General features: G+C 35.5%; 8 protein-coding genes, 13 tRNA genes and 1 rRNA gene. 2 read left to right on the top strand and 20 right to left on the bottom strand.

Translation table 11 applies throughout. The features are described from left to right. Nucleotides 1–92 precede the first annotated feature (92 nt). The 4 genes from JZO69_RS03235 to JZO69_RS03220 are packed head-to-tail and all read right to left on the bottom strand — an operon-like array spanning nucleotide 93 to nucleotide 3096. Nucleotides 93–1139, bottom strand: coding sequence for a tyrosine-protein phosphatase (locus JZO69_RS03235; protein WP_207111460.1), 1047 nt, complete (start codon nucleotides 1137–1139; stop codon nucleotides 93–95). Between the two features lie 9 nt (nucleotides 1140–1148). Beyond that, entirely contained in the window at nucleotides 1149–2408 is a 1260-nt protein-coding gene (locus tag JZO69_RS03230; protein ID WP_207111459.1) for a PTS sugar transporter subunit IIC, read from the bottom strand. Nucleotides 2409–2431: 23 nt separating this feature from the next. Then, on the bottom strand, nucleotides 2432–2734 hold the full coding sequence (locus tag JZO69_RS03225; protein WP_207111458.1) for a PTS sugar transporter subunit IIB: 303 nt from the start codon (nucleotides 2732–2734) through the stop codon (nucleotides 2432–2434). Nucleotides 2735–2760: 26 nt separating this feature from the next. Further along, on the bottom strand, nucleotides 2761–3096 hold the full coding sequence (locus JZO69_RS03220; RefSeq protein WP_207111457.1) for a PTS lactose/cellobiose transporter subunit IIA: 336 nt from the start codon (nucleotides 3094–3096) through the stop codon (nucleotides 2761–2763). 255 nt (nucleotides 3097–3351) lie between these two features. On the opposite strand from JZO69_RS03220, the gene JZO69_RS03215 reads away from it, so the two are divergent. Continuing rightward, nucleotides 3352–6012 carry a sigma-54-dependent transcriptional regulator gene (locus JZO69_RS03215; protein ID WP_207111456.1) on the top strand — a complete coding sequence of 887 codons (2661 nt, stop codon included), beginning with the start codon at nucleotides 3352–3354 and terminating at the stop codon, nucleotides 6010–6012. Nucleotides 6013–6166: 154 nt separating this feature from the next. Here the strand turns inward: JZO69_RS03215 and JZO69_RS03210 are convergent, their stop codons facing one another. After that, a complete protein-coding gene (locus JZO69_RS03210; protein ID WP_207111455.1) occupies nucleotides 6167–7372 on the bottom strand; it encodes an MFS transporter in 1206 nt (401 codons plus the stop codon). Between the two features lie 142 nt (nucleotides 7373–7514). On the opposite strand from JZO69_RS03210, the gene JZO69_RS03205 reads away from it, so the two are divergent. Then, nucleotides 7515–8060, top strand: coding sequence for a PadR family transcriptional regulator (locus JZO69_RS03205; protein WP_207111454.1), 546 nt, complete (start codon nucleotides 7515–7517; stop codon nucleotides 8058–8060). A 66-nt stretch (nucleotides 8061–8126) separates the two neighbouring features. Here JZO69_RS03205 and JZO69_RS03200 read toward each other — a convergent pair whose 3' ends face one another. The 15 genes from JZO69_RS03200 to rrf form a co-directional block, all read right to left on the bottom strand. Continuing rightward, nucleotides 8127–10571, bottom strand: a complete 2445-nt coding sequence (locus JZO69_RS03200) for a bacterial Ig-like domain-containing protein (RefSeq protein WP_207111453.1) — start codon at nucleotides 10569–10571, stop codon at nucleotides 8127–8129. A gap of 337 nt (nucleotides 10572–10908) precedes the next feature. Next, nucleotides 10909–10992, bottom strand: a tRNA-Leu gene (locus JZO69_RS03195). Between the two features lie 18 nt (nucleotides 10993–11010). Further along, nucleotides 11011–11081, bottom strand: a tRNA-Cys gene (locus JZO69_RS03190). Between the two features lie 35 nt (nucleotides 11082–11116). Further along, nucleotides 11117–11188, bottom strand: a tRNA-Gln gene (locus tag JZO69_RS03185). 15 nt (nucleotides 11189–11203) lie between these two features. Continuing rightward, nucleotides 11204–11276: transfer RNA gene (locus JZO69_RS03180), tRNA-His, on the bottom strand. 33 nt (nucleotides 11277–11309) lie between these two features. Further along, a tRNA-His gene (locus tag JZO69_RS03175) sits at nucleotides 11310–11382 on the bottom strand. Between the two features lie 13 nt (nucleotides 11383–11395). Then, nucleotides 11396–11466, bottom strand: a tRNA-Trp gene (locus JZO69_RS03170). A gap of 9 nt (nucleotides 11467–11475) precedes the next feature. Beyond that, nucleotides 11476–11556: transfer RNA gene (locus JZO69_RS03165), tRNA-Tyr, on the bottom strand. 3 nt (nucleotides 11557–11559) lie between these two features. Beyond that, nucleotides 11560–11632 (bottom strand) — tRNA-Phe (locus JZO69_RS03160). 18 nt (nucleotides 11633–11650) lie between these two features. After that, nucleotides 11651–11724: transfer RNA gene (locus JZO69_RS03155), tRNA-Asp, on the bottom strand. Nucleotides 11725–11733: 9 nt separating this feature from the next. Next, nucleotides 11734–11806, bottom strand: a tRNA-Val gene (locus tag JZO69_RS03150). Nucleotides 11807–11818: 12 nt separating this feature from the next. Next, nucleotides 11819–11890, bottom strand: a tRNA-Glu gene (locus tag JZO69_RS03145). A 16-nt stretch (nucleotides 11891–11906) separates the two neighbouring features. Continuing rightward, nucleotides 11907–11995: transfer RNA gene (locus tag JZO69_RS03140), tRNA-Ser, on the bottom strand. A gap of 47 nt (nucleotides 11996–12042) precedes the next feature. Next, a tRNA-Asn gene (locus JZO69_RS03135) sits at nucleotides 12043–12116 on the bottom strand. 7 nt (nucleotides 12117–12123) lie between these two features. Continuing rightward, a 5S ribosomal RNA gene (gene rrf, locus JZO69_RS03130) occupies nucleotides 12124–12239 on the bottom strand. Nucleotides 12240–12250: the final 11 nt, after the last annotated feature.

Genomic DNA, 12250 nt, shown 5'->3' with positions numbered 1-12250 from the left:
TTGTTACTTATCGTAAAACAATAAACAGCAAGACCGATTTGATTCATCTGTCTTGCTGTTTTTATTTCTCTCACTAATTATATCGAGTCTACTTAATATAAATACTTATTTCTTAAAATTTCTAAGTGATCTTTATCTACCGCTAATACTTCTTTTAAATAATTAGTTATCGTACCATAGCGTTTCTCTACAGTATTATAAGCACCATCTAAATAATCTTCTCTTGTTTGCTGTAGTGATGCCAGAAATGCTAATACATCTTCATTGTCAGTATATTTTTTATAGATTGCCATCCTTTTTGCATTTCTAGGCGCATTCATTTGATCAGTTAATAAATAATCTTGATAAATTTGTTCTTTATCTACACCCAATGCACCTAGATACAAGGCAGCCGCCCAACCCGTTCGGTCTTTCCCACCTTGGCAATGGAAAATCAGAGGCGTTACATCGTCTTGTAGGAGAGTTTTGAAAAATTTTTTATACGCCTCAATGGCATTTGCTCCTACTACCAATTGCTCCATTTGTTTGATCATGACATTGCGGTTTTTAATCAACTGCTGGCGACCTTCATCTGTCTTTACCATTACTTCTAATTGAGCTATTTTGTCTTCATCTTTTTTTGAAACAGATTGAGTACTAGCTTGTTGGGCAATGTCTGCATGAGGATTAAAATTAAATGTCTCACTTGTTGAAATCAACTTGTTTGGATCTTTGGCAATTTCTTCTGGCGAACGAAAATCAATGATTCGTTTAACTCCCATACGTTCAATGTATTCTTGACCATGCTCGTCGATTTGATGCAAGGCATCTGAGCGGAAAATTTTCCCCCAACTAGTTAATCGATTATCCGTTGTAAGGTAGCCCCCCATATCACGGCAATTATATAAATTAGTCAAAGGTACTCTTCGTTCTGCTCCTATAAAAGTTGTTACGTTTGATTTTAGATGAAAGTAAAGACGTTCTTTAGGATCTGGATCCGTCAATTTTTGCCAGCCTGTTTCGTAAAATTCAAAATAGATAGTATTATTCAAAGTTGAACTGTTTGTCCCATAATATACTTTTACAGGAACTTCCACTGTATCAGGAATGCAGATCGCCAATTCATCCCCGTCTCTTTTCACTTGAAGTGCTTGCATCATTTCACGCTCCTACTGATTTTCAAGATTTGCAGTTTCTTCTGCAACTCCTTGACTATCCAATTTTTTCATAAATGGCAGATACAGTAATAATACCACAACAAATTGAATCAACTGTACAACCAATCCTTGCCAACCAGCTGCCATAAAACCAGATAAGAAAGTTGGAAGATTTTTAGGCACATTCACACTAATAACTGGTAAAAATCCAATAATTGTAGCGATATATGCAATCCCTACGCAGACAGCTGCTGAAAGAGTCAATGGAATAAAAATGATTGCATTCATGATCATCGGAATCCCAAATTTCATTGGTTCAGTGATTCCAAAAATACTTGGCACTAAAGAGATTTTTCCAATTGATTTGAACTTTTCACTTCTGCTCATCCAAACTAAAATGACTGCTAATGCTAAGGCTCTAGGTCCTTTAAATGCATCTAAGAAGAATGAATTGATAATATTAGTAGCTGCTTCTCCAGCTGCTACTGCTTCCATATTTGCATATGCTTGTGTTGTAAATAAGACCGCAATAACTGAACCTACTACCATGCTTCCGTGAATACCAAAGAACCATAATAATTCTGATAAAAACATAATGAATAAAGCGGACCAAATCGAACCACCTAAAGATTCAAGTGGTGTTTGAAGATTTGTATAAATAAAATCATGAACATTTCCAAATTTAGTCTCAGCAAATGCTGTGCTGATCATAAGTATTACGATAAAAATAATTGCTGCTGGAACGATTGCTTCAAACGTTTTCGCAATAGCTGTCGGCACACTTTCAGGCATTCTAAAGGTGATACGTTTTTCTACCATCTTAGCAAACACCCAAGTCACGACTAATGCTACGATCATCCCAACGAAAATGCCTTTTGATCCTAAATAAGTTAACTCAAACGCCATCGCAGGCTTCTCTTTACCAATATCAAATGCAGTAATTGGAGTTAAAACAAAAAACGAAGCCAATGATAAAATAATTGAAGAAATCGCATCTCCTTTTTTCTCTCTTGCCATTGCACAAGAAATACCGATAATCACATAAATCGTGATAAGATTACTTGAAATAGATGTTCCTAACGAACAAGCTTTCATCACCATTTCAGGTAAGCCAGGAATCATTCCAATAATCGTTGCCAGACTTCCTACAATCGTGATTGGTAGGGTCATCATCATCCCATTAGCGATACTCTTAACAAAAGTATTATTTGAAAACTTATTGACAAATACATTCAACCCATTAATAAATGAACTTTTTTTCGTTTCTGACATTTGTAGTCCTCCTTTAACTATCCTTACCTAGATGCAATGACTTCTTGTGCCTTTTTAAAAACTTTTTCCCCATTCATCATGCCGTAATCCATCATCTCGATCACTAAAACTGGAATATTAGGATACTCTTTTTTCACATCGTCTTGTTGGTAACCAACTTGTGGGCCTAATAAAATAATATCTGAACCTGTCACTTTTTCTTCAAGTTCACTAAGACCACATGCGGAAATATTCGCTTCAATTCCTTGTGAATTGGCATACTCTTCCATCTTTTTAACTAACATTCCTGTTGACATTCCACCTGCACATGCTAATGTAATTTTCATCCTAAATCACCTTTTCCTTTTTATTTTTAATCATTCTGTTTAATTAAAATACGCAATTCTTGGAGTTCTTCATGTAAATCAATAAATTCTTTGGTAAAATCTGTTGCAGTAATCGCTGCCATCATATGATCTTGCGCATGTGTCAAAAACATATTTGCCGGTTCATCCGGATTATTCGCAAATTTTTGTAAAATATCTGTGTGATACTGATGAGCAATTTTTAAATTACTTTTGCTCTCCTCTAACATTTTTTTTGCGCTAGCGTTCTCTCCATTTTTAGCTTCTTTGATTGCATTCATCGCTAATGACTTTGCATTTCCAGCATAAACAATGATCTGCATAACGTCTGTCTCTGAAATCATTTAACCTTCTCCCTTCAAACACTAATTACGTTTACATAGTTATATACGCAATAAGTGTGCCAAACAATTAAGAGTTTGATTTAATAGCAATCACAGCACATGTGTTTCTTACTACATACAGATAAAACACATTTATCTTGAAGAGCAAAACACATTGTCATAAATAAAACAGATGACTTTGACTATTTCGATGCACAACATTATACTTAGTCCATAGAATACAAAACACACTATCTATCAAAGGTCGGGGAAAAAATGAAAAGAATTGATAAAGTAGCAGAATTACTTACCCAATACTCTGAAGAACTGCCTGTAACTGCGAGTGAAATTGCGGAACAGCTAAGTATCACTCGAGCAAATGTCAGCAGTGATTTAAACCAATTAGTTAAATTAGGTAAAGCAAAAAAAAGTGGCACTAAACCTGTTTATTTCTACTCAACATCTTCAAAAAAAGAAGCTACAGATAATATTTTGGACGAATTTATCAAAAAAAACCCTAGCCTTTTTCACTGTGGTGAACAGGCTAAAGCAGCTGTATTATATCCACCAAATGGAATGCATATCCTATTGACTGGAGAAACTGGTGTTGGAAAGAGTATGTTTGCTGAATTTATTTATACTTATGCTGTAACACAGAAAAAAGTGAAAGCGGATTCTAAATTTGTCACCTTCAATTGTGCAGACTATGCCAACAATCCACAATTATTAGTGGGTTCTATTTTTGGCGTTCTTAAAGGCGCTTATACTGGTGCAGATGATGATCGAGTAGGATTACTGGAAAAAGCAAATGGCGGTATTTTATTTCTTGATGAAGTGCATCGCTTGCCTCCTGAGGGACAAGAAATGCTATTTACCTTCATTGATCGAGGTATCTATCGAAGACTTGGTGAAACAAGTAGTGAAAGACAAGCACAAGTATTACTCGTTTGTGCAACAACAGAAGACACTTCATCTTCTTTGCTCCAAACATTTATCCGTAGAATACCAATGAGAATCGAAATCCCTAGTTTAGTAGACCGTGGTTTAGAAGAACGCTTAGGTTTGATTTCAACTTTCTTCCAAAACGAAACAAAGAAATTGAGAACACCAATAGAAGTCTCTACCAATACGGTTCGAGCTTTATTAGGATACCATTGTCCAAATAATGTAGGGCAGTTAAAAGCAGATATTCAACTGCTTTGTGCAAAAGCTTACGCCCAGTTTATTGCTAGACAAGAAGAAACCATCAAAATCAGTAGTTATGAACTTCCTCATTATATCCGGGAAGGTCTTTACAATACGGAGGACCGAAAAAAAATCTGGCTTCTTCTACCAAATATGAATGCTCGCTTCTTCCTTTTTAACGAAGAAGAAACCACACTATTTTTACCCAAAGATACAAAAGGAAATGATATCTACCAAATCATTGAGCAAAAAATGAGTGATATGGAACGAATCGGTTTGGATCTTTCTCAAACATCTGAAATCATCGACACCACGATCACCAATTATTATCGCTCATATAATAGCGATAATATTGTTGATTTAACAAACCTCGAACAGATTGTAGGTTCTGAAATCGTTGCAACAGCTAATAAAGTATGTGAAAAAGCCTCTCGATTATTAAACGTTTATCTGTCAGATAATGTCCGTTATGGATTAGCCCTCCATTTGTATAATACAATTCAGAGAGTCAAACGAGGTCAGACGATTATTAATCCGCGAATCACAGAAATTAAAAGCGAGTTTCCTCGACTTTTTGAAGCGGCTCAACATTGTCTTTCTGTTATCGAAGCTGACTTTAGCATCCAGCTCCCTGAAGATGAAGCCGGTTTTCTTGCACTATTTTTCACCTCTGAGGAGAGTCCAAATAAAAACAAAGCTAAAGTTGAAGTTATCGTTGTGGCTCACGGGGAGTCAACCGCAACAAGTATGGCTAATGTGGTCAACAAGCTTCTCGGAGAACGGATAGCTGTCGGATTTGATATGAGCCTTGAAGAAAAACCAATCGTTGCTTTGACTAACATTCAAAAGTATCTCTCTAGCAAAGATCAGTTAAAAGATGTCCTATTGTTGGTGGATATGGGTTCTTTGATTAATTTTAGTGATGAGCTAGAAAAAAAACTAGATATTCACATCCGTTGCATTGAACTTGTCAGCACTCTTCACGTTTTAGAAGCTAGTCGAAAAGCTTCCCTTGGCTATGGTTTAAATGAAATATTTGAATCAACTATGAATATCAAAGGTCTTTCTACTTACCAAAAAAAGAATGACGAACAAAAAAAATTAAAATTGTATATTCTTACACTCTGCACTACAGGTGAAGGTTCTGCCCAACTAATAAAAAAAATGCTAAGCAGCCGATTGAACTTAAGAGGTGGTGAATGTGAAATTGTCTCTCTACAAATAACGGATGAACATTTATTAGAACAAACCATTAGTAACTTAAGTCAATCAGGAAAAATCATTTGTACGATTGGCACTTTTCAGTTGACTCTACCCTCTCCACATTTTTCGATTACCGATGCGTTAGATGAGACAAAAACAGCAAAAATCCAGTCTCTTATTGATTATGAAATAGCCTTTGAAGGTATGCGAACTAATATTGCTAGTATGCTTGAATACGAACATGGTGAAAAACTAATCTTTTCAGTACGAGAATGGGTTGAAGCAATGGCTTTAGAAATTAATCCTGATATTTCTTATGAAATAAAAGTAGGATTAGCATGCCATGTTGTTTGTATGATCGACCGTTTAAAACAAGGAAAAAATGTCAGTAGCTTCCCACAAACAACAGCATTTCAAGAAAAATATACAAAGGAAATAAAAAGCGTCCAAAAAAATAGTCAATTTTTAGAAACATATTACGCAATTAGCATACCGCAAGATGAAATATTTTATATTACAGCCTTTTTTATGAGTGAATCATTTATTTAAAACAGTTATCCTAAAAAAGAAGCGACGAATCAATCTTCTATAAGTAGATTAATTCGTCGCATGAATTTTATTAAAATGAAAGCTGCGTATTGTCGAAACATCCAAGTCACTTGTTCATTAGTCATCAATACAACTCTTTTCCAAGTTACTTCTTCTATTCATATTCTTCTTCGGTTGCAAAATACTGATTATGAATAAACACAAATATCAAACCAATCAATACCATAAATGCGGCAAAATAGAATGTCACACTAGAATTCCAAATTTCTGCTAATTTTCCAGCTACAAAAGGTGCGATTGCTCCACCAAAAAAGCGAATAAAACTATAAGAAGACGAAGCAACACTTCTTTCAATTTCAGGAATCTCCATCGCAATAGTTGTCAACAACGTATTGATCAAGCCTTGGAAAAAACCTGCCAAAATTACACCTAAAGCAACTAATTCAGGCGCTTGTGCATTAAATCCAATAAAACTTAAACAAGCAAAGAAAAAGAATAATGCTAGTAAAATTGTTCTATAAGTATTGATTCTTTTCTCTAAAATAGGTGCAATAAATACAGAAGCAATTGCTAGTAAAGAGCCCCAGCCAAAAAAGACAAAACCAACTTGCATTTCTGTAAATCCTTCAAGTAAAAATGGCGCATAAGCTAACAACGTAAAAAAGCCAAAATTATACAACAACGCAATAATCCCGATTGAACGTAGCTTATGGTTACTTAATGCTTTAATCCCTGCAAAAAGAGAAACTTTTTTCTTTGGCTTCGCCATAGGAGATAATAACAATCCAATCGCTAACGTTGCGATAAACATCAATGTCGCCACACCGAAAAATGGTAAGCGCCAAGACATACTTCCTAACACGCCTCCAAGTAAAGGTCCAATAGCCATTCCTAGCCCCATAGAAGCTTCATACATAATAATAGCTTTTTCTGTTTGACCAGCCAGAACTCCGACAATTGTTGACAAGGCAGTTGAAATAAATAAAGCATTTCCCAAGCCCCAACCAGCACGCAAATAAATCAGCCCATTAATCGTTTCAGAAAAACCAGCTAAACATGAAAACCCTATAATAATAATAAGTCCGAAAATCAATGTTTTCTTTGCACCGATCCTACTTGAAATAAAACCTGTAAACAACATCATGACACCTGTCACCAGCATATAACTTGTAAATAGAAGTGTTGTTTGCGCTGGTGTAGCATCCAACTGTTTCGCGATTGTTTTTAAGATAGGATCAACTAAACCAATTCCCATAAATGCAATCATACAAGTGAACGCAACTGCATACGCGGAACGCAGTCCACCTTTATCAACCTTCACTTCTTCTAAACGTTCCTCTAAAAATTCTGATTCTTCCACTTCATTACCTTCTTTCTATATAAAAATACTACATAAATAAATACATGTCAATATTTACATGTATTTATTTATAATGTTTCTGCTTAATTTGTGCTATAATGGAAAATAAGCGGATTCAACATGGAAAAGGAGACCAGTTAGTATGAATACTCTTAGTTATATTTTACTTTGTATGTTAGTCAGAAAACCTTGTACCGGTTACGAATTAAAACAGTACCTCTCACTTTTTTGGGAAGCCCACCATAGTCAAATCTATACTTCGTTAGCAAAGCTTTTAAAAGAAGAATATGTTTCAGTTGAAAATGACGAAAAACATTCTCAAAAAAAAATCTACCATTTAACTAAAAAAGGAGAAAAAGTCGTCAATGTTTGGATAGAAGAAGAAACAAAAGAACCTTCTCAAAAAGACGAATTTCTTGCCAAAATGTATGTAGCTTCGATCTTAGATAAAGATACAGTCAAAGGTCTACTTTTCGAAAGAAAACAGCATCAATTAAAAATACTCAAGCAAAATCAAGAGAAACAAGCTCAAATCGATCAATTAACAGATCCACAAGAAAAACAAAAAAACTTTGGACGTTTTTTAGTCATCCAAAGAAAAATACGTATATGTGAAGAAGAGTTACAATGGTGTCAGTGGGCCGAAGAACAAGTTGAGCAGTTATTTTCTTCTAATCAATTGCTATAAGCTGATTTTTAACGATACAAAAAAGGAAAGAAAACAATTAAATGTCTTCTTCCCTTTTTTGTATCATTATATTTTATTTTTACGTATTTTAACTATGATAATTGATGTAAAAGAAAGAAATAGACCTAAAAATAATAAAAACACTTGATCTTTTTCTCCTGTTTTAGGTAATACTTGCTGTTCTTTATTTTTTTCAGTATTTTTAACTTTTATGTTTATTCCGCCTGATCCTAGAACATTATCTTTATGATTATCAATTTCTGTATTTTTTTCATAGTTATTTCCCTCAACAAATACAATTATTTTTTTAGATATTTTACCATAGGAATAAATTATCTCATATTCGCCCACTTTTGATGTATCCACTACGCCAGTAACTTTGATGTCCTTGAATTCAACAAATGCACCCGCTTTGTCAGTCGCACCATCAAAATTATCTTCTGGATTCCATTTATCTCCTACTTTAATCGCTGAGCTTTTCACATGAATACTTTCTTTATTTTCTTTTACAGTAACTACAATCGCTTTTACACTGTTAGCATATGCATAAGTAATTGGATACCTTCCCGGTACTTGAGTGTTAACTATCCCAATGATCATACTTTCATTAAATGGAATACTCATTCCATCTTTGTCATTTGCAGAAACAAAGTTATCTTGACCATTCCAGTCATCTCCTACATAAATGAACGAGTCTTTTGCCTGAATACTTTCTTTGTTTTCTTTTACGGTAACAGTTACCGTTTTTGATATACTACCATTTTTATAAGTAACGTGATAAACTCCCGGTACCTTTGGGTTTACCGTATCTTTTGTCATGCTAGGATCAAATTCTATAATCTCCCCATCAATATCAGTTGCCGAAATAAAATTATCTTTAGCTTCCCAAGTTTCTCCTATGTAAACAATAGAATCTTTTACTTCGAGTGTTTGCTTATTCTCTTTCACAGTAACAGTAATCGTTTTAGATATACTTTTATTTGTATAAGTAACTTCATAACTTCCAGGAACATTCGTATTAACTACATCATCCGTCATACTCGGATCAAAGGGTAGAATATTTCCATCCTCATCGGTTGCTGAAATAAAATTATCTTCTGGATTCCAGTCTTCTCCAACATATATCATAGAATCTTTTACTTCTAAAGTTGGTAATTTTTCAGCCCAATAATAATTACCGCTCATTGTTGAACCGTCATACTGCTCTGCTAATTCGTCTGATGTGTAAACAGGTCCTTTATGATCTCTTTGCCATTTGCCATAGTAAGGTGCAGTAGCACTAGGCATTGGTAGTTTTACTTCGTCTTTAAATTGAAATAGCTCCCCAAGTTTAATATGTTTAAGCCGCTTCATATTATCAAACATTTCATACATATAAACTACTTGACTCGTATTAAAACTGGATAAATCTAAACTACTTATTAGGCTAGCACTAAACATGTTATTTATATTTCTCGCTTGACTTATATCAAAATTTGATAAGTCTAAGTTCTCTATTTGGCTACCATTAAACATATTATCCAACTCTTTTACGCTACTTGTATTAAACTTAGATATATCTAAATTATTTAATTTACTCCATCTAAACATAGCATTCATATTTGTCACTTGAGTCGTATCAAACCCGGACAAGTCTAAATTATTCAAATCAAGGCCACTAAACATGCCACTCATATCTGTTGCTGCGCTAGTATTAAAATTTGATACATCTAAGCTCCTCACATTACTTCCACTAAACATACCACTCATATCTTCTACAAGACCAGTATCAAAGTTCGTTATATCTAAGTTACTCAAATTTTTAGTACCATAAAACATACTTCTCATAGAAGTGACTTTACTCGTATTAAAGCTTGATACATTTAAACTAACTAAACTAGTAGTATAAGAAAACATAAAACCCATCTCTTGAACTTGGCTTGTATCAAAATTTGATAAATCTAACACTACCAAACTACCTGCATTAGCAAACATGTCACGCATAAATTTTACTCCACTTGTATCTAATTCACCTAGGTTCATAATTTCAGTCACATGATTTAAGTCTGAAAAAAGATGGGAAGAGTTGCTAGCTGCTTTAACAGGACCATCAAAAATTATTTTATTGATTTGATTTTTAAATTGGGTCCAAGGAGATCTATTTTGAGTATTTGCAAATTCTCCGCTAGCTATGTGCAAGGTGCCTGTAGAATCAAGTTCCCATTTACTAGTACCAAATGTCCCTGAAACCAAAACCGCTTTTGAAGATCTTTCATTCTCTTCTTCATTTTCCATAATTGGTTCAGTAAATACTTCAGATCCAGTTACAGAATTATCTGTTTCATCTGTTGTATATTGACTTGTAGTTATTGCTTCATTAACATCAGAACTAGTGACACTTGAGCTTTCAGTTTCTGCAGTCCGATCTATATTATCAGAATTTTCTACTACCATCATTTCTGCACTTGTCAAAACTGGGCAAATATAACTAGCCAGTAAAATAGACAAAAAACAAATGTTTATTTTTTTCATAGTAACCTCTTTTATCTTATTTCTATTAACATACTAAGAGTATAACAACGACTGCAGTTTAATCGACATATCTTTGCTAACTTAGCAATAGTTAACATCTTACCAAATATCAATAGAAAAGTCTACAGTATCATTTTTTTTAAGTTTAAAACACTATCAAACCAGTCTTATATTGAACTTAAATGTGTCACAATTTTTTCTGATACTAATTTAATGATATCTAAAAGACTCAACTACTTACATTTCAATTCTTATATAGAATAGAACAAAATGAACCTCTTCTATATTAAACAAAAAGAAAAACATCAACGTATAGTTTACGTTGATGCTTCATTGATACCGGCGGCCGGGGTCGAACCGGCACGATCGTGAGATCACTGGATTTTGAGTCCAGCGCGTCTGCCAATTCCGCCACGCCGGCATGAAATATTTTTTTGCAAGGCGGTAACCGGATTTGAACCGGTGATGAAGGTTTTGCAGACCTCTGCCTTACCACTTGGCTATACCGCCATAATATGAAATTAATAATTCTCTTAAAGAGAAAACTGGGGTAGCTGGATTCGAACCAACGCATGACAGGATCAAAACCTGTTGCCTTACCGCTTGGCTATACCCCAAAAATTAGAGCTAAGGGCGACTGATGGGAATCGAACCCACGCGTGGCGGAACCACAATCCGCTGTGTTAACCACTTCACCACAATCGCCATAAAACATATAAGATAATACTTAGAGCTAAGGGCGACTGATGGGAATCGAACCCACGCATGGCGGAACCACAATCCGCTGTGTTAACCACTTCACCACAATCGCCATAAAATATTAACAGGGATAGTAGGAATCGAACCCACAATGACGGTTTTGGAGACCGTAGTTATACCGTTTAACTATATCCCTACTATGTAATGGAGGAAAGTGGATTCGAACCACTGAACCCTAAGGAACGGATTTACAGTCCGTCGCGTTTAGCCACTTCGCTATTCCTCCAAATGGCGCAAGACAGAATCGAACTGCCGACACACGGAGCTTCAATCCGTTGCTCTACCAACTGAGCTACTGCGCCAAGAAACTATAATAATAACGGTCTGGACGGGACTCGAACCCGCGACCTCCTGCGTGACAGGCAGGCATTCTAACCAGCTGAACTACCAAACCGTAATTTAATGGAGGTTGACGGGATCGAACCGCCGACCCCCTGCTTGTAAGGCAGGTGCTCTCCCAGCTGAGCTAAACCTCCAAAAAATATAAATGACCCGTACGGGAATCGAACCCGTGATACCGCCGTGAAAGGGCGGTGTCTTAACCGCTTGACCAACGGGCCAATAAGAAACTTAATACGGAGAGTAAGGGATTCGAACCCTTGAGACAGTGTTAACCGTCTACATGATTTCCAATCATGCTCCTTCGGCCTCTCGGACAACTCTCCAGAGTTAAAAGAAGCAAAATATTACTCATAAATCCTATATTAAGGAACTCCGGCAGTAGGACTCGAACCTACAACATCATGATTAACAGTCATGCGCTACTACCAACTGAGCTATGCCGGAATAATTAGCGTGGCGACGTCCTACTCTCACAAAGGGAAACCCTTCACTACAATCGGCGCTAAGAAGCTTAACTTCTGTGTTCGGCATGGGAACAGGTGTATCCTTCTCGCTATCGCCACCACACTGGGTGTTGT

It is taken from the genome of Candidatus Enterococcus ikei (assembly GCF_017316105.1).
Classification (GTDB): domain Bacteria; phylum Bacillota; class Bacilli; order Lactobacillales; family Enterococcaceae; genus Enterococcus_L; species Enterococcus_L ikei.
This window is presented reverse-complemented; position numbering and strand designations above follow the sequence as displayed.